This is a genomic window from Sporosarcina sp. HYO08 (assembly GCF_001563475.1).
Taxonomy (GTDB): domain Bacteria; phylum Bacillota; class Bacilli; order Bacillales_A; family Planococcaceae; genus Sporosarcina.
The window spans coordinates 52,527-78,712 of record NZ_LPUT01000028.1; the positions used below are offsets into that span (position 1 = coordinate 52,527).

Annotated in this window: 25 protein-coding genes and 1 other annotated feature; of the genes, 17 read left to right on the forward strand and 8 right to left on the reverse strand. The window is 40.9% G+C overall.

Features of this window, described 5'->3' with window-relative positions; genetic code table 11:
- The first annotated feature begins 102 nt into the window (after positions 1 to 102).
- Positions 103 to 1,557 carry an alpha-amylase family glycosyl hydrolase gene (locus AU377_RS11630; protein WP_067407938.1) on the forward strand — a complete coding sequence of 485 codons (1,455 nt, stop codon included), beginning with the start codon at positions 103 to 105 and terminating at the stop codon, positions 1,555 to 1,557.
- Between the two features lie 43 nt (positions 1,558 to 1,600).
- On the opposite strand, the gene AU377_RS11635 is transcribed toward AU377_RS11630, so the two are convergent.
- Together AU377_RS11635 and AU377_RS11640 are read right to left on the reverse strand one after the other, a co-directional pair.
- Positions 1,601 to 2,458: a DegV family protein gene (locus AU377_RS11635; RefSeq protein ID WP_067407939.1), complete on the reverse strand. Its 858-nt coding sequence runs from the start codon at positions 2,456 to 2,458 to the stop codon at positions 1,601 to 1,603.
- A gap of 22 nt (positions 2,459 to 2,480) precedes the next feature.
- Positions 2,481 to 3,299 (reverse strand): Cof-type HAD-IIB family hydrolase, encoded by an 819-nt coding sequence (locus tag AU377_RS11640; RefSeq protein WP_067407940.1) that lies wholly within the window; start codon positions 3,297 to 3,299, stop codon positions 2,481 to 2,483.
- Positions 3,300 to 3,518: 219 nt separating this feature from the next.
- Here AU377_RS11640 and AU377_RS11645 point away from each other — a divergent pair, with 219 nt between their 5' ends.
- From AU377_RS11645 to AU377_RS11660, 4 genes are all read left to right on the forward strand, one after another.
- A complete protein-coding gene (locus tag AU377_RS11645) occupies positions 3,519 to 4,286 on the forward strand; it encodes a prolyl oligopeptidase family serine peptidase (RefSeq protein WP_067408257.1) in 768 nt (255 codons plus the stop codon).
- A gap of 50 nt (positions 4,287 to 4,336) precedes the next feature.
- Entirely contained in the window at positions 4,337 to 4,645 is a 309-nt protein-coding gene (locus AU377_RS11650) for a metal-sulfur cluster assembly factor (RefSeq protein ID WP_067407941.1), read from the forward strand.
- 134 nt (positions 4,646 to 4,779) lie between these two features.
- Entirely contained in the window at positions 4,780 to 5,262 is a 483-nt protein-coding gene (gene rraA, locus AU377_RS11655; protein ID WP_067407942.1) for a ribonuclease E activity regulator RraA, read from the forward strand.
- Positions 5,263 to 5,399: 137 nt separating this feature from the next.
- On the forward strand, positions 5,400 to 7,538 hold the full coding sequence (locus AU377_RS11660; protein WP_082732051.1) for an ATP-dependent Clp protease ATP-binding subunit: 2,139 nt from the start codon (positions 5,400 to 5,402) through the stop codon (positions 7,536 to 7,538).
- 49 nt (positions 7,539 to 7,587) lie between these two features.
- Here the strand turns inward: AU377_RS11660 and AU377_RS11665 are convergent, their stop codons facing one another.
- A complete protein-coding gene (locus tag AU377_RS11665) occupies positions 7,588 to 7,758 on the reverse strand; it encodes a DUF2929 family protein (RefSeq protein WP_368664429.1) in 171 nt (56 codons plus the stop codon).
- 199 nt (positions 7,759 to 7,957) lie between these two features.
- On the opposite strand from AU377_RS11665, the gene AU377_RS11670 reads away from it, so the two are divergent.
- Entirely contained in the window at positions 7,958 to 8,893 is a 936-nt protein-coding gene (locus AU377_RS11670; RefSeq protein ID WP_067407944.1) for a beta-ketoacyl-ACP synthase III, read from the forward strand.
- 79 nt (positions 8,894 to 8,972) lie between these two features.
- On the forward strand, positions 8,973 to 10,208 hold the full coding sequence (gene fabF / locus AU377_RS11675) for a beta-ketoacyl-ACP synthase II (RefSeq protein WP_067407945.1): 1,236 nt from the start codon (positions 8,973 to 8,975) through the stop codon (positions 10,206 to 10,208).
- A 303-nt stretch (positions 10,209 to 10,511) separates the two neighbouring features.
- Here the strand turns inward: fabF and trpS are convergent, their stop codons facing one another.
- Both trpS and AU377_RS11685 read right to left on the reverse strand, forming a co-directional pair.
- Positions 10,512 to 11,498 carry a tryptophan--tRNA ligase gene (gene trpS, locus AU377_RS11680; RefSeq protein ID WP_067407946.1) on the reverse strand — a complete coding sequence of 329 codons (987 nt, stop codon included), beginning with the start codon at positions 11,496 to 11,498 and terminating at the stop codon, positions 10,512 to 10,514.
- A gap of 51 nt (positions 11,499 to 11,549) precedes the next feature.
- Positions 11,550 to 11,758, reverse strand: a binding site (T-box leader).
- Positions 11,759 to 11,805: 47 nt separating this feature from the next.
- Entirely contained in the window at positions 11,806 to 12,150 is a 345-nt protein-coding gene (locus AU377_RS11685) for a DUF3899 domain-containing protein (RefSeq protein WP_067407947.1), read from the reverse strand.
- 241 nt (positions 12,151 to 12,391) lie between these two features.
- On the opposite strand from AU377_RS11685, the gene AU377_RS11690 reads away from it, so the two are divergent.
- From AU377_RS11690 to pepF, 9 genes are all read left to right on the forward strand, one after another.
- The gene (locus AU377_RS11690) at positions 12,392 to 14,086 is read left to right on the forward strand and encodes a peptide ABC transporter substrate-binding protein (RefSeq protein ID WP_067407948.1); all 1,695 of its coding nucleotides are present in this window, start codon (positions 12,392 to 12,394) and stop codon (positions 14,084 to 14,086) included.
- 162 nt (positions 14,087 to 14,248) lie between these two features.
- A complete protein-coding gene (opp3b, locus tag AU377_RS11695; protein WP_067407949.1) occupies positions 14,249 to 15,178 on the forward strand; it encodes an oligopeptide ABC transporter permease in 930 nt (309 codons plus the stop codon).
- Positions 15,178 to 16,197 carry an oligopeptide ABC transporter permease gene (gene opp3C, locus AU377_RS11700; RefSeq protein ID WP_067407950.1) on the forward strand — a complete coding sequence of 340 codons (1,020 nt, stop codon included), beginning with the start codon at positions 15,178 to 15,180 and terminating at the stop codon, positions 16,195 to 16,197. Before opp3b ends, opp3C begins: the two co-directional genes overlap by 1 nt.
- 14 nt (positions 16,198 to 16,211) lie before the next feature.
- Complete coding sequence (locus AU377_RS11705; protein WP_067407951.1) at positions 16,212 to 17,276, forward strand: ABC transporter ATP-binding protein; 1,065 nt, start codon at positions 16,212 to 16,214, stop codon at positions 17,274 to 17,276.
- A complete protein-coding gene (locus AU377_RS11710) occupies positions 17,276 to 18,214 on the forward strand; it encodes an ABC transporter ATP-binding protein (protein ID WP_067407952.1) in 939 nt (312 codons plus the stop codon). The genes AU377_RS11705 and AU377_RS11710 overlap by 1 nt, the downstream gene beginning before the upstream one ends.
- A gap of 473 nt (positions 18,215 to 18,687) precedes the next feature.
- The gene (gene spxA / locus AU377_RS11715) at positions 18,688 to 19,083 is read left to right on the forward strand and encodes a transcriptional regulator SpxA (RefSeq protein ID WP_172794066.1); all 396 of its coding nucleotides are present in this window, start codon (positions 18,688 to 18,690) and stop codon (positions 19,081 to 19,083) included.
- Between the two features lie 249 nt (positions 19,084 to 19,332).
- On the forward strand, positions 19,333 to 19,968 hold the full coding sequence (gene mecA / locus AU377_RS11720) for an adaptor protein MecA (protein WP_067407954.1): 636 nt from the start codon (positions 19,333 to 19,335) through the stop codon (positions 19,966 to 19,968).
- A complete protein-coding gene (locus tag AU377_RS11725; RefSeq protein WP_368664431.1) occupies positions 19,937 to 21,229 on the forward strand; it encodes a competence protein CoiA in 1,293 nt (430 codons plus the stop codon). The genes mecA and AU377_RS11725 overlap by 32 nt, the downstream gene beginning before the upstream one ends.
- 51 nt (positions 21,230 to 21,280) lie before the next feature.
- On the forward strand, positions 21,281 to 23,101 hold the full coding sequence (gene pepF / locus AU377_RS11730; protein ID WP_067407956.1) for an oligoendopeptidase F: 1,821 nt from the start codon (positions 21,281 to 21,283) through the stop codon (positions 23,099 to 23,101).
- Positions 23,102 to 23,544: 443 nt separating this feature from the next.
- On the opposite strand, the gene AU377_RS11735 is transcribed toward pepF, so the two are convergent.
- From AU377_RS11735 to AU377_RS15880, 3 genes are all read right to left on the reverse strand, one after another.
- Entirely contained in the window at positions 23,545 to 24,345 is an 801-nt protein-coding gene (locus AU377_RS11735; RefSeq protein ID WP_067407957.1) for a DsbA family protein, read from the reverse strand.
- On the reverse strand, positions 24,342 to 24,731 hold the full coding sequence (locus AU377_RS11740; protein WP_067407958.1) for a globin: 390 nt from the start codon (positions 24,729 to 24,731) through the stop codon (positions 24,342 to 24,344). The genes AU377_RS11735 and AU377_RS11740 overlap by 4 nt, the downstream gene beginning before the upstream one ends.
- Positions 24,732 to 24,964: 233 nt before the next feature.
- Complete coding sequence (locus AU377_RS15880) at positions 24,965 to 25,690, reverse strand: lytic transglycosylase domain-containing protein (protein ID WP_067407959.1); 726 nt, start codon at positions 25,688 to 25,690, stop codon at positions 24,965 to 24,967.
- 105 nt (positions 25,691 to 25,795) lie between these two features.
- Here AU377_RS15880 and AU377_RS11750 point away from each other — a divergent pair, with 105 nt between their 5' ends.
- A complete protein-coding gene (locus AU377_RS11750) occupies positions 25,796 to 26,185 on the forward strand; it encodes a hypothetical protein (RefSeq protein ID WP_253724478.1) in 390 nt (129 codons plus the stop codon).
- Position 26,186 lies beyond the last annotated feature (1 nt).

Genomic DNA, 26,186 nt, shown 5'->3' on the forward strand with positions numbered 1-26,186 from the left:
CATATTCGACTTATTTAAAAAGTGGAATATCTTGAATAAATGGCGGCAGTATCTGTTGTTTGGTAAAATAACGATTGATAGCTCATTTTAGGAGGCTTTTCGGTGAAAAGGAAAAAATGGTTTGGTCTCATCATATCTACATTGATCATTGGGGTAATTTTACAGCCGTTAACCAGTTTTGCGGAAAGTGAACGGAAAATTGAAGGTGAAAGTATTTATGATCTACTTGTCGATCGCTTTAATAATGGCGATGGCAGAAATGATTTCGACATTGACATAAAAGATCCGCTTGCATTCCAAGGAGGGGATTTTGTTGGTGTTGTCGATCGTCTGGAACATATTGCCGGTATGGGCTTTACGATGATATCACTGGGCACAGTTTTTCAGGCGGAAAATTATGATGGCAGTAAAGTGCTAGATTACAAAACACTCGAGCCGCATTTTGGAACAGAAGAACAATTTACGGAAATGATTCAATCTATACATAAAAAAGGACTCTACGTGATTGCAGATTTTCCATTGAGTCATGTGAGTGAGCAGCATACTTGGGTAAAAAAAGACGAGGTCAAATTTAACCTGAGCGATGATGGAACGGTGGACTGGGATCTAACGGATTCTAAGACGGAAGAAACATTGAAAACTGCGCTCGTTGCTTTTGTGAAAGACAATGAGTTGGACGGTGTTCGATTAACAGGAATTGAAAAAGTATCAACTGATTTGTTAAATGAGTTCATAGCGGCCGTTAAGGAAGCTGTGCCACATGCCTATATGTTAACAACTGAGGAAAGTGCGGCAAACTTTGATACGATTCCTCACACAGAAAATATGACTGCGCTTAGACAATCGTTTGCAAAGTTTGACGCTGATTCATCTCCAATGGCTATTTTTTCGGATGATAGTCAAGCAAATTTGATCCAATTTGATACGTTAACAAGCGACAGATTTACGCATGATATTGTGGAAGCGAGAATGTTTCCGCCAACTAGATGGAAGGTTGCAGCCACTGCGCTTTTCACGCTTCCTGGCATTCCGCTTATGACGTATGGAACCGAAATTGCTATGAATGGAACAAGCGGGGCTGAAAGTCATCAGTTGATGAACTTCAAAACAGATGTGGAATTGAAGGATTTAATTAGTAACTTGAATCTTTTGAGAAACCAATCTGAAACGTTACGAAATGGTCATTTTGAAATGCTGCATAACGAAAATGGTTTTATCGTCTTTAAACGTTCATCGGAAAAAGAAACATGGATTATTGCGCTTAATAATACATCAAAAACAGCAAGTGTTACATTGTCGCCAGAAGTAGTGGGCGAAAATGTTTTGCTTCGGGGGGTTTTGGACGGTGATCTAGTGCGCGAGTCAAAAGATGGCATGTTTCGAATTGTTATGGAACGTGAGCTTGCGGAAATGTTTATTGTAGATGAAGATAAAGGATTTAACATCCCCTACTTAATCGCATCCATTCTCGTTTATGTATTATTTTTAAGCTTCTTATTCATCGTCTGGAGAAAAGGAAAGCAAAAGCGTAAAGAAGAAGATATGAAAACATCTTAAATGCAAAAGCTCCAAAGCAAAAATGCTTTGGAGCTTTTATATATTAATTTTTCGGCAGTTTATTCAAGAAAAATACAGCAACGGTTCCGGGGCCAACATGTGCACCGATTGTGGAACCAATCAAATGGATTTCGATCGCTTTTGGTCGAAATAACTCTTCAATCGCGGCTTTCAATTCAAGTGCTACACTTTCGTCGTCTCCGTGGCTAATGGCGATTGTTTGTTGTGACAATTGCACGCCTCGTTCTGCCATGAGATCTGCCATTCTGCGCAACACTTTTTTACGGCCCCGGTGTTTTTCTAGCGGCACAAGCTGCCCATCTTCCACATGTAAAAGCGGCTTAATATTTAACAATCCGCCGACGAATGCACTAGCTTTTGAAACGCGTCCGCCTTTTGCTAAATAATCAAGATCTTCCACGGTGAACAAATGCTCCATATGTGCCGCCATGAATCGAATTTTACGTTCGATCGTACGAACATCATCGCCTTCGTCTCGAAGACGTACCGCCTCTTTTACAAGCAGCCCGTAGCCAAGGGATGCGCATCTCGAGTCAATGATGACTAAGTTCATATTCGGATTTGTTGCTTGGACCTGGTCTTTGATCATCACGGCTGTATCATGTGTTCCGGATAATTTCGAGGAAAAGGCAATATAAAGACCATCCTCACCAGATGCGGCAAGATTCTTCCAAGTTTCTAGAAATAATTCAGGTGAAGCTTGTGATGTTTTCGGCTGTTTGCCTTCTCGAATCGCTTGGTAAACTTCCAGTGGGTGAATAGATACGATGTCCTCATATTCTTTCCCATCAATAATGACGTGCAAAGGCAACAGCGTTACGTCATTCTCTTCAAAAAAGGATAGTGGTAAATCACTTGCGCTATCTGCAAAAATTTTCATGTCAATTCCTCCAACCTACATGTTACAGCTCGTTTAAGTGTAATCGTTCTTTTAATATTGGGACGATCCCATCGTCATTGTTTGTACCCGTTATTTCATCTGCAATAACCTTTACAGTATCAATAGAATTGCCCATTGCGACGCCAACACCCGCGAGTTCAAGCATTTCCAGATCATTTTCCTCATCACCGAATGCAATAATACGCTCTTTAGGAATATTAAGGTGATTCGCAACTTGTGAAACGCCAACAGCCTTACTAAGGCCAATATGGATGACCTCAATCACATCTGCATACGGTGCACCCCAACGCCTGTGGTCTATTATTTCAGCATGTGTTTCGCTTAAGTGATTGCGAATGATCTCCGTTGTCCCGCGCTCTACACAAATGAGCAAGCTTGTTGGATCCACTCTCAGCTTTTTTCGCAAGTCACCAGTAGTCAGCACCCGATTTCCACTGCCATAGATCGATAGTAGCTTTTCATCATGCGTATTGATAAAAACGTCATCCAGCACCTCGGCAATAATGTTTTGGTGTTGAAAGGGCTGTATCGTTTCAATGACATCCTGGACGACAGGTAGAGCAAGTGGTTTATGAACGGACTGCCAAGAATGATCATCAGGATGGTGAACAAAAGCTCCATTGAAATTGACAATAGGCGTTTTCAACTCTAGCTGCCGATAAAAAGGCTCACTCGTCCGAAAAGGTCTTCCGGTTGCAATCATAATATGATGACCTTTTTCTTGGGCTAGTTTTAAAGTTTTCTCGGTTTTCTCTGTGATCTTTTTTTCATCAGTTAATAATGTCCCATCAAGGTCAAGAACAATTAAATGAGGCTTCAAAAAAACTCTCCCCCTTTGTCATAAATCGAACTTTTCTATTCACTCGAAAAGCGCCTTCCTTGATCAATCCAAAAATTGTTGTTCTTTCATTTATACGTTTAACATCTATAGTTTATCTTTATAAGGCGATCTAAGTCAAAAAAATCCGATGGAGGTATGCTGGCTTTTGTTTTTCTGAAAAAACTTTGGTACGCTCATGGAAGATGGGGGGCAGCGATCATGCTATTAATGGAAGAAACTTGGGGGAACATTCCACTATTACATATTGTTGAAAAGGATGCTTTTGACGACAAAAAAGTTCCCGTCGTCATATTTCTCCATGGCTTTACAAGTGCGAAAGAGCATAATTTACACTATGCTTACAACATGGCCAAAAGAGGCCTTCGCGTTTTATTGCCCGATGCTGATCTTCACGGAGCACGTTCCGAACAGTTAACTGAGGAGCAGTTGTATCCGCATTTTTGGGAAATTGTTTTGAAATCAATTGAGGAAGTTGGCCTGCTTCGAAAAGAACTTTTGAATCGGAACATCACTGCGAAGATTGGATTGAGCGGTACATCAATGGGTGGTATTACGGCACTTGGCTGCTTAACCGCTTACCATTGGATTGATACAGCGGCTGTTATGATGGGCGCTCCGGATTTTGTAGAATTGGCAAAAGGACAAATCCGTCATTTTGAGCGAAACGGCTTAGAACTGCCGATGTCTGGGGAAGAGCGAAATAAAATGCTGGATAGACTCGGGACATATGACCTCGCGAAAAATCCATCAACTTTAAATCATCGCCCCATTTTTTTCTGGCACGGAAAACAGGATACGATCGTGCCGTATGAGCCTACATATCAATTTTATGAATCCATTCAAAAAGATTATGAGCAAAGACCCGAATATTTAAAATTTGAATCGGATGAAAATGCAGGACACGCTGTACCAAGAAAAGGAATGCTGTTGGCGGCAGAATGGATGGCAAGACATTTGAATGATTGACGTGTATTCTGTTATGATAAAAGCATCAACTGATGAATGGGGGTACACAAATGAGTCAGGATATGAAAGACAGTATGATGGGAGCCATTGAAAACGTAATCGATCCGGAGCTTGGTGTCGATATCGTTAACCTTGGGCTCGTTTATGATGTTGAATTAGACGAGGCCGGAACTGCAAAAGTAACGATGACGCTTACTTCGATGGGGTGTCCAATGGGACCGCAAATTGTCGCGAATATTAAACAAGAACTGCTAGAGCTTCCAGAAGTAAAAGACGTTGAGGTCAATATCGTTTGGAATCCACCATGGTCCCGCGATATGATGTCCCGCTACGCGAAAATGGCACTAGGTGTACGTTAATTTATAAATTTCAAGGACTGAATGGCTGTCAATAGCCGTTCAGTCTTTTTTGTTTATCAATGAAAGAAATAAAAAGGAGAAAGGCCGATCAATAGCGAAATGAGGGGGAAAAGAAACTAAAGGGGTGTTGCGCGATGTCCATCAAAACAGCAGACTTATGTGATGACTATGCAAATGAATTAATTGTTTGTTCAATTGCGTTTCATTCTTATGGGAAGCATAAGCGTTTTTCGGGGCCAATTGAAACGGTGAAAGTGTTGGAAGACAATGTGCTTGTGAAGGAAGCGTTGCAAACAGTGCCGGCAGGAAGTGTGCTCGTCGTAGATGGCAGCGGCTCTAGAAGATGTGCACTTATGGGGGATCGGCTCGGGGAAATTGCGGAATCCCGAAAACTTGCTGGTGTCATCATTCACGGTTGTATTCGGGATTCGGCACAAATTGGAGAACAGGAAATCGGGGTTATGGCCATTGGAACAAATCCATTGAAAAGTGCCAAACATGGCAAAGGTCAGCAAAACATACATTTGGAGTTTGGGGATGTGGAGTGGATTCCGGGCCATTACGTTTACGCAGACGAAGATGGCGTTGTCATCTCTTCACGGCAACTAGTGGAATGATCCAGAACTTCGGGAAGATGCCTTTCCGAAGTTTTTTCAATTGAAAAGACTAGCGCTTGTTCCTTTACTTCAAGTGGATCAACTATTATAATTATAGTCAAAGATAGTCAAAGTCAAAGAGGTGAAGTGTGATGAGAATGAATGGACAGCAAGAAGAGCAGCGTCAACCGCTTGAACAGTTTGGACGCAATCTCATTGATGAAGTAAAAGCAGGCAAAATGGACCCGGTCATTGGACGGGATGAAGAAATAAGAAATGTCATTCGTATTTTATCCAGAAAAACGAAAAACAATCCAGTGCTCATTGGGGAACCGGGGGTCGGAAAAACGGCGATTGTGGAAGGACTTGCCCAAAGAATCGTCAAAGGCGATGTCCCGGAAGGATTAAAGGATCGTCAAATTTACGAGCTCGATATGAGTGCGTTGATCGCTGGGGCTAAATACCGCGGAGAATTTGAAGAGCGTTTAAAGGGCGTTTTGAAGCAAGTTAAAGAAAGCGATGGTCAAATTATTTTATTTATCGATGAGATTCATACGATTGTCGGTGCCGGTAAAACGGAAGGTGCGATGGATGCGGGAAATATGCTGAAGCCAATGCTTGCACGCGGCGAACTATTTTGCATTGGCGCTACAACACTGGATGAGTACCGGATGTATATCGAAAAAGACCCGGCACTGGAAAGACGTTTTCAGCAAGTACTTGTCAGGGAACCATCTGTTGAAGATACGGTTTCTATTTTACGCGGATTAAAAGAGCGGTTCGAGCTCCATCATGGGGTTCGAATTCACGACCGCGCAATCGTTGCGGCGGCAGCCTTATCCGATCGTTATTTAACGGATCGTTTTTTGCCAGATAAAGCAATCGATTTAATTGATGAAGCAAGTGCGATGATCCGAACGGAAATTGACTCTATGCCGCAAGAATTGGACACCGTTACGCGGCGGATGATGCAATTGGAAATTGAAGAGCAGGCATTGCGAAAAGAAACAGACGCGGCAAGTAAAGCGCGGCTTGAATCTTTACAGATGGAGTTGAAAGAATTAAAAGATTCTTCAAGAGATATGCGGGATCAATGGGATGAAGAGAAAAAGTCCCTGCAAAAAATTCAAGTAAAAAGAGAAAACATCGATCGCTATCGCCGTGAATTAGAAGATGCACAAAATCGCTTTGACTTAAACAAAGCAGCAGAGCTCCAATACGGGAAAATCCCTGCACTTGAACAAGAACTGCATCAATTGGAAGAACAACTTGCAGTTGGGCAGGAAAGTCGGATTTTGCGTGAAGAAGTAACCGAAGAGGAAATTGCAGCGATTGTTGCGCGCTGGACGGGTATTCCTGTGACCAAGCTCGTTGAAGGAGAACGCGAAAAATTATTACGTCTGCGTGAAACATTAGAGGAGCGTGTCATTGGACAGGAAGATGCTGTACAGCTTGTAACGGAAGCGGTATGGCGGGCAAGAGCAGGTATTAAAGATCCAAATAAGCCAATCGGTTCGTTTCTCTTTTTAGGACCAACCGGTGTTGGAAAAACAGAGCTGGCCAAGACACTAGCAGCAACGTTGTTTGACTCGGAGGAACATTTCATTCGCATTGACATGTCTGAATATATGGAGAAACATAGCGTTTCACGGCTTGTCGGTGCACCTCCAGGATACATTGGCTATGAAGAAGGTGGCCAATTGACGGAGGCAGTTAGAAGAAATCCATACGCAGTCGTGCTGCTCGATGAAATCGAAAAAGCACATCCTGACGTGGCGAATATTTTACTGCAAGTATTGGATGACGGAAGAATTACCGATAGCCAAGGAAGACTTGTTAACTTTACAAATACAGTGATCATTATGACTTCAAATATTGGTTCGGCTTATTTGTTGCAAGGATTGGCAGATACAGAAAATCATGCTGTGGAAGATGTGGTCATGGCGGAGCTCCGGCGCCATTTTAAACCAGAACTGTTAAATCGAATGGACGACATTATTATTTTCCATTCATTAACAGGAAATTCGTTCCGTTTAATTGCTAAAAAACTATTGGAAGATTTAAGTGGAAGATTGAATGAGCAAGAAGTTCGATTGGCATTTGGTGACGATGTACTCGAGTGGATTGTAAAGGAAGGAACAGATGCTGACTTTGGGGCACGTCCTTTGAAACGGTTCATCCAGCGTCATATTGAAACCGCAGTGGCAAAAGAGGTGATTAAAGGTGAACTGCGGCCAGGTAATACGATTCAATTAGCAATGGTTCATGGAAAGCTGACAGTGACAAAATCACCTTAAATTCAAAAAGAAAGAGACCACCCGAAAACGGCGGTCTCTTTCTTTACGATTAATAATCTTTTACAGGCTCATTCGGGAGTGCTTCTCCTAAAAGGATGATAACCACAGAGATGATCGCTGAAACGATAAGTCCTGTAACAAATTCAAATGGAACGCTATTAATAGAACTTACTACATAGTTAAGCATGGTAATTAAGAAAAATGACCAAACAAATGTCATAATATATTGCATCCATATCACCTCAATATCAAAATTCTTTTCCCATCATATCATAGCGTTCAAAAAGGGGAAACAAATTTCATTGCAAATTCCCACTATTTTTGGCGAAAAAGTGTCAGTGGGTTGAAAAATGCTGCTTATTCTTTTATGATTATTACCAGCTACTAATATTAGATGATAAAGAAACGGGGGATGTGAAATGAACGCTGGTCTTATTGGTGTTGGAAAGTTTGCCCCATCTCAGGTGCTTACAAATACAGATCTTGAACAACGTTTAGATACATCAGACGAATGGATTCGCACGATGACTGGAATTGAGGAAAGACGAATCGCCGATGATTCAATGGATACATCAGATATGGCTTACGAGGCAGCTGTTACTGCAATAGAGGATGCAGGGATCAAACCTGAAGAAATTGGACTTATTATTGTGGCAACAGTTACCCCGGATCAGCCATTCCCGACTGTGTCGAATATTCTGCAAAATCGTCTAGGCGCGAAGAATGCAGCATCCATGGATATTTCGGCCGCATGTGCAGGATTTATGTATGGCGTCATTACGGCTAAACAATTCGTTGAATCGGGTTCCTATGATTATGTACTTGTCGTTGGGGTAGAAAAGCTCTCTAAAATAACAAACTGGGAAGATCGAAATACAGCTGTTCTATTTGGAGATGGTGCGGGCGCTGCGGTCATTGGAAAAGTGAGTGAAGGACGCGGGATCTTATCTTTCGAACTTGGTTCAGATGGCAGCGGAGGCAAGCATTTATCCCAGGAAGGCAGATATCTGCAAATGAATGGACGTGAAGTATTTAAATTTGCAGTTCGTCAAATGGGAGAATCAGCGATCAACGTTACAGAAAAGGCCGGCCTTACGACGGAAGATGTAGATTACCTCATCCCCCATCAAGCGAACATCCGTATTATGGAAGCTTCTCGTGAGCGATTAAAATTACCGAAAGAAAAAATGTCAAAAACCATTCATAAATACGGCAATACATCGTCAGCTTCTATTCCAATTTCTCTTTTTGATGATTTGGCAGAAGGAAAAGTAAAAGACGATGACGTCATTGTGCTCGTAGGTTTCGGTGCGGGTCTTACATGGGGCGCATTATGTATCAAATGGGGTAGATGATAAAATTTCCCATACACGCTATAATCCGTATATAAACTGTACTGCAATCGAAGTCATATAAGAAAGGAAGTTTTCAACTATGGAGAAACGACGTGTAGTTGTAACGGGAATCGGGGCAGTTTCACCCGTTGGAAATTCTGCTGAAGCCTCGTGGAAAGCAGTTTTAGAAGGAAAGTCTGGTATTGGTCCACTGACAAGACTTGATCAGGAACAGTTTCCTGTTAAAGTAGCAGCCGAAGTAAAGGACTTTGATATTGAGGAATATATTCCGCGTAAAGAAGCGCGTAAAATGGATCGGTTTACACATTATGCACTTGCCGCATCGATCATGGCAATGAAAGATGCGAACCTTGAGCTAGACGAAGAACTCGCTCTTCGCACAGGCGTATGGATCGGTTCCGGGATCGGCGGTATGGAAACACATGAGCAACAGTTTAAAACTTTCATGGAAAGAGGTTACCGCCGTGTCAGTCCGTTCTTCGTTCCAATGATGATTCCAGACATGGCATCTGGTCAAGTTTCCATTCATTTCGGTGCGAAAGGGATTAACTCTTGTTCCGTAACAGCATGTGCATCAGGGACAAACTCGATGGGAGATGCGTTTGAGGTTATCAAACGCGGTGATGCAGATGTAATGATTACAGGCGGCGCGGAAGCACCCATTACGACAATGTCAGTTGCAGGATTTTGTGCAAATACGGCATTATCTCTAAACCCTGATCCAGCAACAGCATCAAGACCATTTGATGCGAACCGTGACGGTTTTGTCATCGGGGAAGGTGCGGGGATACTCATTTTGGAAGAGTATGAGCACGCGATCGCTCGCGGTGCAAAAATCTATGCGGAAATCGTTGGCTACGGCTCAACAGGCGATGCACACCATATTACGGCCCCAGCACCAGCAGGAGAAGGCGGTGCTCGCGCAATGATGCAAGCAATTGAAGAAGCAGGCATTGAGCCAAACCAAATTGACTATATTAATGCTCACGGAACAAGTACGCCGTACAATGATTCTTTCGAAACGATGGCAGCCAAAACAGTATTTGGTGAACATGCCTATAAATTAGCAATGAGTTCCACAAAATCGATGACAGGTCACTTACTCGGTGCAGCAGGTGGGTTAGAAGCAATCTTCACTGTAAAAGCTTTACAAGAAGGTATTTTACCGCCGACAACGAATTATGAAACGCCAGACCCAGAATGTGATTTGGACTACGTCACAAACGGAGCGCGTAAAGCTGATATCCAATATGCAATGAGCAACTCACTCGGATTCGGCGGACACAACGCTTCCCTTGTATTTAAAAAAATCTAATGAAAAGAAGACGCTCCGTTGTGGGCGTCTTCTTTATTTGGATAAACTAGTATGACATACTGGGTCGAGGTCTCGTCTAAATAGGAGTAGAACATTCATATAGTGTAAAAAAAGACGGGCGGTGTCCAATGACTCGTTTATTTCTATTTCTCATAAGCTACGGTTTAATCGTCATCACCGTTTCAAATATGATCTTTTACTTCAATTATATAACGCTCGGTTATTCATGGAAGCAAATATTTGTATTCATTTTGACGACGGGAGATTTTATTCTTTTTAGCTTTTCCGTCATCACACTGCTGCTTACCGTCTTCGTCCGAGTCCCATCGCGTCTTCCATTTTACGAAGAGTAGCAGAAGCGATTGTATTTGCCTGGTCCCTGCCCTGGTCAAGAATCTGATCAAGCGTCGGCGATTCTAACAGTGTATGGTAATTTTCTTGAATAGGGGCTAAGTGTCCGATAATCGCTTCGGCAACACCGGTTTTAAATGCACCATAGCCAAGCCCATCGTATTTTGCAGCGACATCTTCTATAGAAGCATTCGTTAGCGATGCCTCTATTGTCAGCAAGTTGGATACACCCGGTTTGTTTTCAGTATCAAATCGTACAACACCGTCAGAATCTGTTACAGCGCTCTTTACTTTTTTCTCAATTTCTTTTGGCGTGTCTAAAAGTGTAATCGTCGCACGTTTATTTGGATCGGATTTACTCATTTTCTTCAGTGGATCTTGCAGTGATTTAATGCGCGCACCATTTTTAGGAATCCGAACTTCCGGCACAGTTAAAACTTTGCCGTATCTACTATTAAAACGCTCCGCTAAATCACGTGTGAGTTCTAAATGCTGTTTTTGGTCATCGCCGACTGGAACAATGTCCGTGTTGTACAGCAATATATCAGCAGCCATTAAAGGGGGATACGTTAGTAATGCGGAAGAAACGCCTTCTGTCCCATCTGACTTATCTTTAAACTGCGTCATTCTTTCAAGTTCACCTATATATGCGATACATTGCATAATCCATCCTGCTTGAGCATGTGCGGGAACTTCTGACTGAATAAAGAGAATCGCTTTTTCTGGATCAATCCCGCAAGCAATGTACATAGCGGCAAGTGAGCGAATCGCTTTGGACAACTCTGCTGGATCTTGCTGAACCGTAATGGCATGCTGATCTACAATGCAAAATACACACTCGTAGTCATGCTGTAATTCTGTAAATTGTCTAAATGCCCCGATATAGTTGCCGAGCGTAATAATACCGGTCGGCTGTACCCCTGAAAAGATTTTCTTCATGTGTAACGCCTCCTAAGTTTATGAAAATAAAAAAAACACCGATCATCCCTAAATAGGGACGACTGATGCTATCAACCGCGGTACCACCCGAATTTGCCGAAAGGCCACTTCAAACCCGATAACGCGGGCAGCGTGATAAGCTACTTCTTTCACTTATCAGGCTCAGGAACCCATTCCTCTTATACAATCAACCTGTTCGCACTATCCACAGGCTCTCTGAATGATCCATACGAGAGTACTTTTTCCGTCAACGCCATTAGATTTCGATTGTCAAAATTATAATATGAAATGTACGGCATTGCAATGATTATAGATAGAAAAGGATTAGCGCAATGCCGGTCATTGCTAAAACTGCTAGACCGCTGCCAAGAAAACTAGCAACAGAGCCCGAAAAAATTTCTGATGGCGTACGCATTGACTTGACCTGCTCCATCATGTGTTTTGGTGTAATGACTTTTCGCATACTCACTGTAAATACATCAAAAAAACCTGTTGAAAATATGTAGGATATGAGACCGGCAAATACGACAAGGCCACCGACAACAAACGAGGCATTGATGTAGGAAAGTAAGGTCACTTGTTTAAAGTAAAAAAATAGTAAACCGATGATTAGTATATTCTCAATAATAAAATTTCGCCAAAAGGCATTCATCATTTTTCACTCCAATCCGTTAACATAGTAAAGTAAACGCTATCAAAAATCAATATACCTCACCCTTTCCAGTAGTCGGAATATTTTAATATAACTTTACAAACGTTGATTTCATCGGCTTACTTGTAACACAAATGTAATAAAGACTGGAAATTCATGAAAAAGACCTGTACAACCTGTAAGGAAAATGTATAATGAGTCTGTGAGTATTTTTCAGACAATTTAAAAGGAGGTCTTTTATTTGAAAAGCCGTAAATTGATGGTTTTGATGAGCTTCTTGCTTGTGCTTAGCGTGTTCTTGGCGGCATGTGGCGGTAAAAAAGACGACGCTGCACCAGCAGACAAGGGCGAAGATAAAGGCACAACAGGAGAAGCAAACGAAGCACAAGTTCTAAATTTGATTGAAACAGCAGAAATTCCATCTGTCGATTCATCAATTGCGGAAGATGCGGTTGGTTTCAACGTTTTGAATAACATTATGGAAGGTCTTTACCGTTTGGATCAAGACAGCCTCCCGGTACCAGCAATGGCAGAAGGTGAGCCTGAGATTAGTGAAGACGGATTGACATATACGTTTAAAATCCGTGATGCACAGTGGTCAAATGGTACGCCTGTAACTGCACATGACTTCGTATTTGCATGGCAGCGTGCGGTGAACCCAGATACAGCTTCACCATACGGTCCATATTTAATGGCTGGCATGGTTAAAAATGCTGCTGAAATCGGGGAAGGAAAAGCAGAACTTGCTGATCTTGGAATTAAAGCTGAAGACGACAAAACACTAGTTGTAGAACTAGTACGTCCGGTTCCATATTTCTTATCACTTATGTCTTTCGGGACATTCTATCCATTAAATGAAGAATTCGTAACAGAGCAAGGCGATAAGTACGCATCTAACTCTGATACAATGATCTATAACGGACCATTCCAACTGACAGAGTGGGATGGGACAGGCAACTCTTGGAAATATGTGAAAAACGAAAACTATTGGGATGCAGATACAGTTAAACTTGACGAAATCAACGTTAACGTTGTTAAAGAAGGTTCAACAGGTGTTAACCTTTATGAAAAAGGACAGATTGACCGTGTGATTCTAAGTGCCGAATATGCAATGCAATATGCGGATAATCCGGAAATCGTGAATGAAATTGAAACAGCATTGTTCTATTTCAAAATGAACCAAGAACGTAACGGAAAAGCAACACCACTTGCTAATGAAAATGTCCGTAAAGCGATTGCTCGTGCGTTCAATAAAGAGGAACTTGCTGACGCAATCCTTGCGAACGGATCGATTGCTGCAAACTTCCTAGTGCCAAAAGATTTCACATTTGATCCGAGCGGGAAAGATTTCCGTGACTATAGCGATGAGTTTGCACTTTACAATGTTGAAGAAGCACAAGAATATTGGGCAAAAGCACTTGAAGAGCTTGGCACGGACAAAGTAACAATCGAAATTCTTGGCGGTGACACTGAAAACGCGAAGAAGCAACAAGAATGGTTCAAATCTGAGCTTGAAAGAAATCTTGAAGGCTTAACGATCAACTTGAAAGAAGTACCTTTCAACGTTCGTCTTGAGCTTGATAATTCTAGCGATTACGATATCCAGTCCGCTGGATGGGGTGCTGACTTCCAAGACCCAATTTCATTCATCGAGTTGTTCATCACGGGCAGCCCGCAAAATGGAATGGGCTATTCCAATCCTGAGTACGACAAACTTGTAGAAGAAACAAAAACAACACTTGCTAATGATCCAGAAGCACGCTTCGAAGCTTTCGCTAAAGCTGAAAAGATCCTTCTTGAAGATGACCAAGCGATTGTACCTACGTACCAACGCGGTAGAATGGTACTTATGAAACCTTACGTGAAAGGTATTGTAACACATCCATTCGGCGCTGATTATAGCTACAAGTGGATGTATATCGAAGGTAAAGAGTAATCTAGAGATTAAAGTCACATAGGCGAAGAGAGTATATGGTGAATTATTGACCATGTACTCTCTTTTTCACTGAGAAGAAAATGTCTTAAAATTTTTTGTATTCAAAATCGAAAATATAAGAGACTTCTTTTGATATATGAATGAATTGCAGGAGGTGCAAAAGTGGCCAAGTATATTATTAAACGTGTTGCTTACATGTTTATCTCTTTATTTTTAATCGCTTCATTTACATTTGTTTTAATGAAATTACTTCCAGGTTCTCCGTTAGCATCTGCAGAAAAACTGTCTGTTGAGCAAAGGGAAGTTATCTATGAAAAATATGGATTGAACGATCCAATACCTGTCCAATACGTCCGTTATATGGGGAATCTTGCGAAAGGTGACTTTGGTGTATCTTTCCAATTTAAAAAAGCTGACGTAACAACGCTGATTGTGTCGAAACTAAAATATTCAATGATTTTAGGTGCACAAGCATTAGTTTTTGGAACAATAGTCGGTATCGTGCTTGGAATGATTGCAGCATTGAAGCAAAATACAATATGGGATTATGGGAGTACAGTGATCGCTATACTCGGTGTATCGATTCCCTCATTTGTGTTCGCAGTCATGTTACAATACGTATTTGCAGTACACTGGGAGTTCTTTGATGTCGGTCTATGGAATAGTTGGAAATCGAGCGTACTGCCATCGATCGCATTGGCCATGGGACCGATTGCAATCGCAGCACGATTTATCCGTACAGAAATGATTGAAGTTTTAAGTTCGGATTATATTATGCTGGCAAAAGCTAAGGGAGCCTCTTGGCTTGAAATCGCTTTCAAACATGCGTTTCGAAACGCGTTAATCCCGTTAATTACAGTACTTGGACCTGTTGCAGCAGGTTTGCTGACGGGATCATTAGTAGTTGAACAGATCTTTGCGATTCCTGGTATCGGGGAACAATTCGTTAAGTCTATTAACTCGAATGACTTTGCTGTTATTATGGGGACAACGATGTTCTTCTCGGTCTTCCTCATTGTCATTATTTTAATTGTGGATATTCTTTATGGAATTATTGATCCGCGTATACGTCTGTCTGGAGGTGGCAAATAATGTCGAACGATGTAAAAAACTTCCCGAAAGATGCATTCGATCGGATTACAGTTGATGGTAAACATGCGGAAAAAATATCGAAGCCAAGTTTAAACTTTTGGCAAGATGCTTGGTTGCGTATTCGGAAAAACAAGGGCGCAATTGTCAGTATGTTTATTTTAATTTTTCTAGTCGTTATGGCTTTTGTCGGGCCTTATATGGTTCCACATGATCCTGAAAACGTTCGGGTATCACATGCGAATTTGCCGCCGAAAGTACCAGGGCTTGAGAAATTAGGGATCTTTGACGGTGAAGGAAAACTAGGTTCAAAAACGGTTAACTTATATGAATTGAAAAAAGTAGAAGAGTACTATTGGTTTGGTACCGACAGTCTCGGACGTGACTTGTTTTCGCGTTTGTGGAAAGGAACCCAAGTATCTCTTTACATTGCATTCGTTGCGGCGATCATTGATATGATTATCGGCGTGATCTATGGTGGTATTTCCGGTTATTACGGAGGCCGTGTCGATGATATTATGCAGCGTGTTGTAGAAGTACTTATCGGGATTCCGACGCTCGTCATTGTCATATTGATGATTATGATTATGGAGCCTGGTATTTGGTCGATTATCATTGCGATTACGATTACGGGATGGATTGGTATGTCGCGTATCGTCAGGGGACAAGTATTGAAATTTAAAAATCAGGAATTCGTCCTTGCTGCCAAAACGCTAGGGGCAAGCGACAGCCGTATTATAGGCAAGCATTTGTTGCCGAATATTATGGCAATCGTGATTATTAATATCATGTTCACAATTCCAACTGCTATTTTCTTTGAGGCTTTTTTAAGCTTTATTGGACTAGGATTACAGGCACCGCATGCATCACTAGGAACGCTCATTAACGATGGATACAAATTTATCCAATACCAACCGCATATTTTGTTTTTCCCAGCGTTTATCTTGAGCCTGCTGATGATTGCCTTCAACTTAATTGGGGATGGATTACGTGATGCACTCGATCCGAAAATGAAAGATTAAAGGAGGAAAGCACAATGGAGAAAATAATAGAAGTAAAAGACTTGGAGCTTTCCTTCCATACATTTGCTGGTGAAGTGAAAGCAATCCGAGGTGTTAACTTTGAAGTATTCAAAGGCGAAACGCTCGCAATTGTTGGAGAATCAGGTTCAGGGAAGTCTGTAACAACGAAAGCAATTATGCGGCTGTTGCCAGAATCAAGTACCGAATTTAAAAATGGACAAATTTTGTTTGATGGGAAAGACCTCCTGAAAACGAGTGATAAAGACATGCAAAAAGTGCGGGGGAAAGAAATCTCCATGATCTTCCAAGATCCAATGACGTCATTGAACCCGACGATGCCAATTGGTAAACAAATTATGGAGCCGCTCTTAAAGCATCAAAAGCTAAGTAAAGAAGAAGCACGGAGAAAATCGATCGAACTGTTATCGCTCGTTGGTATGCCGCAGCCTGAACAGCGCATGAAACAATATCCGCATCAATTTTCAGGTGGACAGCGTCAGCGGATTGTCATTGCAGTTGCACTAGCATGTAATCCAAAGTTATTAATTGCTGACGAACCGACAACTGCACTTGACGTAACGATTCAAGCGCAAATTCTAGAGCTAATGAAAGATTTGCAGAAGAAAATTGAAACGTCGATTATTTTCATTACGCATGACCTTGGTGTTGTTGCAAATGTGGCTGATCGTGTTGCGGTTATGTACGGGGGCCAGATCGTTGAGTTTGGGACAGTAGATGAGATTTTCTATAATCCACAGCATCCGTATACGTGGGGACTGCTAAGTTCTATGCCGTCATTAGATACGACAGAAGAAAAATTATATGCCATCCCGGGTTCACCGCCAGATTTGCTTGATCCTCCAAAAGGAGATGCATTTGCGTTGCGCAGTGAATATGCAATGAAAATCGATATGGAAGAAAAGCCGCCTTTGTTTAAAGTAAGTGACACGCATTATGCGGCCACTTGGCTTCTGCATCCAGATGCACCGAAAGTTGATCCGCCAGCAGCGATTGTTGAGCGAATGAAAAAATTTCCGGGCAGCCGCTACTATGAAGGCAGTGCAGGAGGTGGGCGATAATGGCCAAAAAACTACTTGAGATTAAAAATCTAAAGCAACATTTTAACGTCGGAAAAAAGAATGAAGTACGGGCGGTTGATGGGATTTCTTTTGATATTTATCAGGGGGAAACATTGGGGCTTGTAGGTGAGTCAGGTTGCGGAAAGTCGACAACTGGAAGAACGATCATACGACTGTACGATGCGACAGACGGTGAAGTCATTTATGATGGCGTAAATGTTCATGCGAAAAAGTCGAAAAAAGAGCTGAAAGCATTTAATCAAAAAATGCAAATGATTTTCCAAGATCCATATGCTTCGTTAAACCCTCGTATGAAAGTATTGGATATTATTGCAGAAGGTTTGGATATTCATGGGCTCGTGAAAAGTCCGGCCGAACGGACGAAACGTGTGCATGAGCTTTTGGAAACAGTTGGACTCAATCCAGAGCATGCGAACCGTTATCCGCATGAGTTCTCGGGTGGACAGCGCCAACGTCTTGGAATTGCCCGTGCACTGGCTGTTGAACCGGAGTTCATCATCGCGGATGAACCAATCTCCGCGTTAGACGTATCGATTCAAGCGCAAGTCGTCAACTTATTAAAAGAGCTGCAAGAAGAAAAAGGATTGACGTATTTATTCATTGCGCACGACTTATCGATGGTAAAATATATTTCTGATCGAATCGGCGTTATGTATTTTGGGAAATTGGTTGAACTAGGACCAGCGGAAGTCTTGTATTCAAAGCCGTTGCACCCATATACGCAATCTTTATTATCGGCGATCCCGCTGCCAGATCCTAACTATGAACGAAATCGGGTGAGAATTGGCTATGATCCAAAATCTCATAATTATCGAGATGATGATGAAGTGATCATGCGAGAAGTGACACCCGGCCATTTTGTCCTTTGTTCTGAACGTGAGTTTGAACAAATGAAGAAAAATAGCACGACTGTGTAAGAAAGAGTCCGTTTTCAAATAGAAAACGGATTCTTTTTCTATGCACCTACATAAATTGAGCAAATTAAGTGAAACCTTTTCTTTTTAGGTTCGTATTACATAGTGGAGAAAAGGGAAAAATCACCCGTAGATCATAAAATTCTGAAGGCAGTAATTGTCAAATGATCTTTTTCATTCTATACATTCTAAATGAGAAAGTTTATGATTTGACAAATTTGATGTTTAATTTATTCCTCATTCGGGTATAACAGTAAAGACGATCGTATTATTGGTGCTGATTGAATTAGAAAACCACTATTATTGCGGAATTGTGACATTGAATTAGCGTTTTTTGCAATTTATTCAAAAAAGTGTATTCATGATATACAAATATGTGTATAATAAGAATTAGCATCTATTAGATTGAAATCATTCTAATTTAGTTTAAAATATAATTTAGGACTGAGTCAACTGAAAGGAAGTGTCAGTGTATGATGGTAACATTATTTACATCTCCTAGCTGTACCTCATGTAGAAAAGCAAAAGCATGGTTAGAGGAACATGAAATTTCATATACAGAAAGAAATATTTTTTCCGAACCATTGAATATTGATGAGATTAAACAAATCCTTCGAATGACTGAGGATGGAACAGATGAAATTATTTCAACGCGTTCAAAAATTTTCCAAAAGTTGAATATTGATGTGGAAAGTCTCCCACTTCAACGATTATATGAACTAATTCAGGAACACCCTGGACTATTGCGTAGACCAATCATATTGGATGAGAAAAGGCTGCAGGTAGGGTATAATGAGGACGAGATTCGTCGATTCCTGCCAAGGAAAGTAAGGGCCTATCAGCTCCTAGAAGCGCGACGCATGGTGAACTGAAAATAAATAACAAGCTGATAGGTTTTTCGTCTTAAACCTATTGGCTTTTTGTTTTTCCCTTGCTTTCCCGGCAAATGTTCTCTACAATGCTAGTACTATTAATAAAATTATAATAATCTTGTATGTCCCACGGCGGAACCCTTTCAAAACTCGCCAGTCGGTCATATAGTAAATATAAGCATTGCAGATCATTTTTAGTTAGCGAAAAGAAATAGGTCACACCTATTTCGTAGGAAGGGAGAGAAAGGGATGGAAATAGAACGCATCAACGAAAATACCGTAAAGTTTTTTCTTTCATATATGGACATTGAAGAGCGCGGCTTTACACGGGAAGAAGTCTGGTATAACCGCGATAAAAGCGAAGAGTTGTTTTGGGAAATGATGGACGAAATTAATGACGAAACAGAATTTGAAATCGAAGGGCCTCTTTGGATTCAAGTTCATGCAATGAGCGGTGGGATCGAAGTAACTGTCACGCGTGCCCAGCTGCCTGCCGATGGAGAAGCGATGGAATCTCCATTTGATTTGGATGACCCTAAAAAGTTTTTCCAACAAGTCGGAGAAAGTTCAGATGATTTATTAAATGATCAATCTTTTGAATGGGATGAAAATATGTTTGTTTTCGAAGAATTCGAAAACCTTATTCAATTAGCAAATCGTGTTGCAGAGTCTGAGGTACAAACATCTCTTTATTCTTTTGAAGACAAATTCTATTTGCAGGTAATTTATGATACCGACAAGATGGATGACGCCCAAAAAACAGATATCTTCAGCGTTATATCCGAATTCGGAACGACTTCCAATATGACCATACACAGACTTGAAGAATATGGAACTATTGTTATGGAATCAGATGTCTTCGAAACGATTAAACAATACTTTTGAACAGCTTCATGCACAATTTGGCCGCCTACTTTTGGTGGCTTTTTTATTTTTTGAAAAATATAGATTGCTCTTTCGTCAGAATGTTTGTAGAATTACGTTAAAGGGAGGGGGTCCTATACTAACAGCCAAAATGAAAAATGGACTGTTCGTCATTTTGTCAGAGGGAATGAAAAAAGAGCAATTGCGGAAATGGCGAAAAACCGAGCAGTTCTTTTGTCCGCAATGTGACCAGCCAGTCCAATTAAAAGTTGGAGAAATCATCATTCCGCATTTTGCTCACCTTAAAGATGATGCCTGTGAAACAACTTTTTCGGAAGGAGAAACACAAGATCATTTACGAGGAAAACAACAGCTGTATTCATTTTTTCAACAACGTACAGAACAAGTGCATTTGGAACCTTACTTAACTTTGTTAGCGCAAAGACCAGATCTTTTAGTGTTCGATCAAGAAAAAAGAATTCCAATTGAGTTTCAATGTAGCGCAATCCCAATTTTACAAAAAGAAGAACGAACAGCAGGCTATGAAGGAAATGGGATGCAACCGATCTGGATTTTACGCACACCCGTAAACTTAGCAGCATTTGCGGAAGGTTTAGGTGTTTTTACATTTTCCAAATTTCAAGAGAGCTTCTTTACTAAACAATCCCCAGAAGGCATTGTCTTCCTCACTTATAACCCCAACACGATGAAATTTCATTATTTTAGCAGCCTGATCCATATAAGTGGAAAACGGTATATCGGTATTCATCGCACATTATCCTTGGAAAACCAAGTATTTCCTTTTGCACGCCCAAAGCCGCCGACAGTTCAGGAAATTCACCGATACGTCGACATCTACATGGATAAGAGAAAGAAATTTTTACAAACATGCATCCTATGGAACAAAAAAGGTGTGAATCATCGATTTCTTAGGGATTGCTATGAAATGCGGTTGCATCCGACAAAGCTGCCGCATTGGATTGGACTACCTGTTTCTGATCAGCATTATTTCAAACAACATGATTGCGAGTGGCAACTGGCATTGAACCGGTATTTACGGCGACAGCACGTAGGTATTGAAGGGCTTTCCGAGTCACTGGCAAAGAAGTTTACCGTCATGTATGGCGATGGCTCCAGACGCCAAATACAAGCTTGTATCGCTTATCAGGATGTTTTGAATGTGGTCCGCATGAATAGTAGCCAAAATGGTGAAGATGAAAGTAAACGGGCTGTTTTTCATTTACTTGCAGAAAGATTCCTTGCAAAGAGATATGAAAATTGAGAAAATAGTTTTGATTCGATTCCCGAAGAAATGGGAGAAAGGGGATGCTTGATGGCAAACGAAAGTAAAAACAAAGTCTTAACACGCGATGAGGTAAAAGTAGAAGAGACGTGGCGGCTTGAAGATATTTTCGAAACAGACGAGGCGTGGGAAAAAGAATATGCAGAAATTGATGCACTTTCGGATAAGGCAGAATCGTACAAAGGTACACTTCATAATGGACCGGAGGCACTTTACGAGGCACTCCAGTACCGGGATACGCTTTCTGAGAGGTTGAATCGTCTTTACACCTATGCGCATCTGAAGACAGATCAGGACACAACAAATAGCTTTTATCAGGCAATGGACAGCCGTGTTAAAACGCTTTATGTAAAAGTGTCGACTGCCATGTCATTTTTCTTGCCAGAGCTTCTTTCGATTGAAGAATCCGAATTAAATCAAATCGTTGAGGAAAATGAAAATTTACGCCTATATAAACAAGAGTTTGAAGAACTGAATGCCCAACGTCCGCATGTATTGCCAGCAGAACAGGAAGCGCTCATTGCCCAATTATCAGAAGTGACGGGCAATGCGTCTGAAACTTTTGGTATGTTAAACAATGCAGATTTAACTTTTCCGATGGTAAAAGATGAAAACGGGGAAGAGATTGAATTGACGCAGGGCCGCTATATCCGTTTCCTAGAAAGTGATGACCGAAGAGTGCGGGAGGATGGATTTAAAGCGATGTACTCGAAATACGGCGAGTTTAAAAATACTTTTGCCTCAACATTATCCGGAACGATTAAAAGGGATAATGTCAACGCGCGTATTCGAAAGTACAAATCTGCGCGGGATGCAGCGATGTCCAATAATAGCATTCCGGAACAAGTTTATGAAAACCTTGTCTTAACGATCAATAAAAATGTTCACTTGCTTCAACGATACGTCGCGCTGCGCAAAAAAGTCTTTGGTCTAGATGAACTTCATATGTGGGATTTATATGCACCGCTCGTTAAAGACACCAAAATGGAAATGACGTATGAAGAAGCGAAACAGACGATGCTCGAAAGTTTCCATCCACTTGGTGACGATTACGTATCCATCGTGAGAGAAGGGCTTGAAAACCGATGGGTAGACGTTCGGGAAAATAAAGGAAAGCGTTCGGGTGCCTATTCATCAGGTTCTTACGGAACAAATCCATATATTTTAATGAACTGGCAAGACAATGTGAATAATTTATTTACACTAGCGCACGAGTTTGGCCATAGTGTACACAGTTATTATTCCCGTAAGACACAGCCTTTCATTTACAGCGGGTATTCGATTTTTGTGGCAGAAGTAGCTTCAACAGTGAATGAAGCACTCTTAAATGATCATTTATTGAAAACAATTACTGACGAGGATAAGCGCATTTATTTACTAAACCATTGGCTTGAAGGCTTCCGTGGCACCGTCTTCCGTCAAACAATGTTTGCGGAATTTGAGCATTTGATGCATCAGCTCGATCAACAAGGAATTGCATTGACGGCCGATAAGCTCACCGAAGAATATTATGCATTAAATAAAAAATATTTCGGTGATGATCTTGTAGTAGATGAGGAAATAGGGTTGGAATGGGCAAGAATTCCCCATTTTTATTATAATTACTATGTGTATCAATACTCAACGGGCTATAGTGCAGCTGTTGCCTTAAGCAACCAAATCCTTACAGAAGGTGAGCCGGCGGTAGAAAGATATATTAACAACTTTCTAAAAGCAGGCTCATCCGACTATCCGATTGAAGTGCTTAAAAAAGCTGGCGTCGACATGACAAGTGCCAAGCCAATTGAAGAGGCTTGCCGCGTTTTTGAAGAAAGACTGAATGAATTGGAGTCACTTTTATTAAAAAAGTGAATACGATAACATACGGCTCTATCCGTCTTGAATTTTCAACGGGTAGGGCTGTTTTGGATGCAATTAAAGCGATTTGTCGAAGTTTGCGATTAAATAGGAGTTTCAGACGGTTTTTGAGCAATTTCTATGTCGGAAAATGTGACATTCATGTGAAATTCGTCGTAGATTATTGCTATCTCGTTTTGTATATGTTAAATTAAAGACGTGAAATAAATCACATACCAAACATACACCCCTTTTGTTTGAACGTGAACATTTCTCCCATTCCCTTTGTAAAAGAGCATCGACTTCCCCCCAGAAGCGATGCTCTTTTCTATTGCCTAAAAGCAGGAAAAGTGGCATGACAAACGCCAAAATTTCCACGTAATTAAATTCTACATAAAAAAATAGCCTCTTGAATGATGTTAAATCATTAAAAGAGACTATTCTATAGGAGCGAGCGATTATTTTTTACGCCACAAGGTCGTATCCTGCACTGTCAAGCGTTCAACTTCTTGTTGAAGCAGAAGTTTTTTTAACCCACGCTCGGTTTCTTTATGTGAGAGTCTATAAATGTCGGCAATTTCTTTTGTAGACAATGTGTCATAGCGTTGAAAAAGATCTTCTAATACTGGTGGCTCCTCTGGATAAATTGGTGTACCGACGAGCTCTTCCAATATTTGTTCATACACTTCATAGCGGTGGATTCCGTCGACTTTCAAACCTTCATCTTCAATATTTTCATTGAAGAAAACAAAAGTAGGTGCTTTCGTGACTTCCATTTCCTTTGCCATGTATAAATCGATTTGTAGCGAACGTAATACATGCTTAGAAGAGAAATCACGTTTAAACTCTTCAACATCCAGCTTGGTTTTTTCGGCGATTTCAACAAGCACTGAAAAAGACGTTACATTTCTAGATTTTAAGTAGGAATATTCGAACATCTTTGATAAAAATCTAAAACCAGCCCGCTTACCTTGGAATTCAGCAGCTTTAACTGCGGTACTTGGAAAAGAGGCATGTATTTTACCACAGGCAGAGACGTCTTCAGAATTTCGAATACATTGTAAATTTAATGTTGGTAAAGATGTAAGCAGTGCGATGCGCATTGTGAAATACCGTTCATATTCGATTTGCAATCTGCGCAACAGCGTCTGAAGGGACCAGCAATCATCGCAAAATGGATCAAGGAACACATACAATTCGATCGGTCTCGTTGTGATTGCAACATTCATCGAGTTTTCCATTAAAGAACGATTGTTCACGAAGGATCCTCTCCGCTTCTATTCACCATATGATTAGCAGTTAAAACGAGGCGCTTAAAATAGACATCGCGAACAGGACCAGCTAATCCAACCTCGTCCATTGCTTCAGACATACATGACAGCCAAGCCTCAGCCCTAGCTGGTGTGATAGGGAATGGCATGTGGCGTGCTTTCATCATTGGATGTCCATGTTCTTCAGTATATAAATTGGGTCCACCTAAATATTGGGTTTGAAATTGTTTTTGTTTCCTTGCTACTTCTGAAAAGTCATTTGGGAAAATCGGGTATAGGTCCGGGTGTACGGCCACTTTTTCATAAAACAGATCGATAAGCTCCGACAATTTTTCTGCACCGATCTCCTCATAAGGGATCAAAGGTTTTCGCATTTTTATGTCAATCTCCTTTGTTCTGACTGTATTGTCATTCTACCAACCCACAGATCATATCTCAAATAAACTGCATTCCCAAAGCTATTTAACACCATTAGTATAAACGGAATTTGTTCATCTGTGCTTGCCAATTATTGACTTTCAAAAACTGACGGAACAAGCCTTAAAGGTATAAAATTATAAAACAGCAGAATCATCTGCCGTTTTATATTGTATTTCATTAGATCTGATTAAATGATCTGACTAAATGTAGAAAGTACTTTTTTAACATACTGCTCGGTCTCTTTAAAAGGCGGAATGCCACTATATTTTTTTACATTACCTGGCCCCGCATTGTAAGCAGCCAAAGCAAGTTCTAAATTATTGTCGAACTGGTCTAGCATCATCCGCAAATATTTTGTACCGCCCATAATGTTTTCTGAAGGATTCAAACGATCCGTTACGCCCAGAAACTTAGCGGTTCCAGGCATAAGTTGCATGAGGCCTTGTGCACCTGCCCGGCTTGTCGTGTTGTTTTGAAAATTAGATTCTTGCTTAATTACAGCAGAAATGAGTTTTTCCGGCACATTATATTGTTTTGCAGCTTGTTTAATAATGTCTGAATAAGAACTGCCATCATTTGATAAGCTAGACGGAGAAATAACTTGTGATGGGGCTATTACCGGCTTTTGCATAGCAGTTGATGGCATGAAAGCAGGGTTGAAACCTTGATAGTACAAATTATATATGGATGATGAAGACAATGTGTTCATTTTAACGGGTGTATTTGCTTGAGAATCGACCATTTCTCCGAGTAACTGTTGAAAAAGTGTTGAGGTCGATCGGGATTGTTCGGTAAGTGTTTGAATCGTTCCAAACGATTGCATGGCCGTGAGCTCAAACAACGTACCAAATATTTTCGTATTGATGGAGATCTTTCCTTCCTGCTTAAAGCGGTGATAATCTAAAAAATTCAATCACCATTAGTATAACAATTCATTGGAAAAAACGCATACGACAACTGCAAGTCGAGCCTTCATATGATAGACTAAATGTAGCACTTGTGAAGGGAAGTAGAAATGGTGGACAGTAAAAAATACGTAAATAATGGCATTCAAAATGGACAGGAAATACAATTTTTATTGAGTGAAGAAATGAATGGACCCAAAGGGGTTCCGTCAGGAAAAATGATCACAGATTCAGACGAAGTATCTTTCGTATACCTTTTTGAGGATCAAGACATCTATGAACCCATTCATTTTACACAAGCAGTTTGGCCTTTGATGGTCAAAGCATTACAGGAAAAAGCTGAACCGATGCTTGTATGGCAGGATAAAGCTGTACCCTTGAAAGGCTTTTTAGATGAATTGCAAATGCTTATTTATAATATTGAAGGTAATGGGAACTATGGAGAGGAATTTACGTCTGCAGTTGAGGAGGCATTTAGCGTGATCCTTCAAAGTGCAGAATAAA

What these genes read in the sequence shown, in the direction of transcription:
- AU377_RS11635 (WP_067407939.1), bottom strand. Translation starts at nt 2,458, where the DNA reads ATGAAAATTTTTGCAGATAGCGCAAGTGATTTACCACTATCCTTTTTT.
- AU377_RS11645 (WP_067408257.1), top strand. Translation starts at nt 3,519, where the DNA reads ATGCTATTAATGGAAGAAACTTGGGGGAACATTCCACTATTACATATT.
- AU377_RS11650 (WP_067407941.1), top strand. Translation starts at nt 4,337, where the DNA reads ATGAGTCAGGATATGAAAGACAGTATGATGGGAGCCATTGAAAACGTA.
- rraA (WP_067407942.1), top strand. Translation starts at nt 4,780, where the DNA reads ATGTCCATCAAAACAGCAGACTTATGTGATGACTATGCAAATGAATTA.
- AU377_RS11660 (WP_082732051.1), top strand. Translation starts at nt 5,400, where the DNA reads ATGAATGGACAGCAAGAAGAGCAGCGTCAACCGCTTGAACAGTTTGGA.
- AU377_RS11665 (WP_368664429.1), bottom strand. Translation starts at nt 7,758, where the DNA reads ATGACATTTGTTTGGTCATTTTTCTTAATTACCATGCTTAACTATGTA.
- AU377_RS11670 (WP_067407944.1), top strand. Translation starts at nt 7,958, where the DNA reads ATGAACGCTGGTCTTATTGGTGTTGGAAAGTTTGCCCCATCTCAGGTG.
- fabF (WP_067407945.1), top strand. Translation starts at nt 8,973, where the DNA reads ATGGAGAAACGACGTGTAGTTGTAACGGGAATCGGGGCAGTTTCACCC.
- trpS (WP_067407946.1), bottom strand. Translation starts at nt 11,498, where the DNA reads ATGAAGAAAATCTTTTCAGGGGTACAGCCGACCGGTATTATTACGCTC.
- AU377_RS11685 (WP_067407947.1), bottom strand. Translation starts at nt 12,150, where the DNA reads ATGAATGCCTTTTGGCGAAATTTTATTATTGAGAATATACTAATCATC.
- opp3C (WP_067407950.1), top strand. Translation starts at nt 15,178, where the DNA reads ATGTCGAACGATGTAAAAAACTTCCCGAAAGATGCATTCGATCGGATT.
- AU377_RS11705 (WP_067407951.1), top strand. Translation starts at nt 16,212, where the DNA reads ATGGAGAAAATAATAGAAGTAAAAGACTTGGAGCTTTCCTTCCATACA.
- AU377_RS11710 (WP_067407952.1), top strand. Translation starts at nt 17,276, where the DNA reads ATGGCCAAAAAACTACTTGAGATTAAAAATCTAAAGCAACATTTTAAC.
- spxA (WP_172794066.1), top strand. Translation starts at nt 18,688, where the DNA reads ATGGTAACATTATTTACATCTCCTAGCTGTACCTCATGTAGAAAAGCA.
- mecA (WP_067407954.1), top strand. Translation starts at nt 19,333, where the DNA reads ATGGAAATAGAACGCATCAACGAAAATACCGTAAAGTTTTTTCTTTCA.
- AU377_RS11725 (WP_368664431.1), top strand. Translation starts at nt 19,937, where the DNA reads ATGTCTTCGAAACGATTAAACAATACTTTTGAACAGCTTCATGCACAA.
- pepF (WP_067407956.1), top strand. Translation starts at nt 21,281, where the DNA reads ATGGCAAACGAAAGTAAAAACAAAGTCTTAACACGCGATGAGGTAAAA.
- AU377_RS11740 (WP_067407958.1), bottom strand. Translation starts at nt 24,731, where the DNA reads ATGCGAAAACCTTTGATCCCTTATGAGGAGATCGGTGCAGAAAAATTG.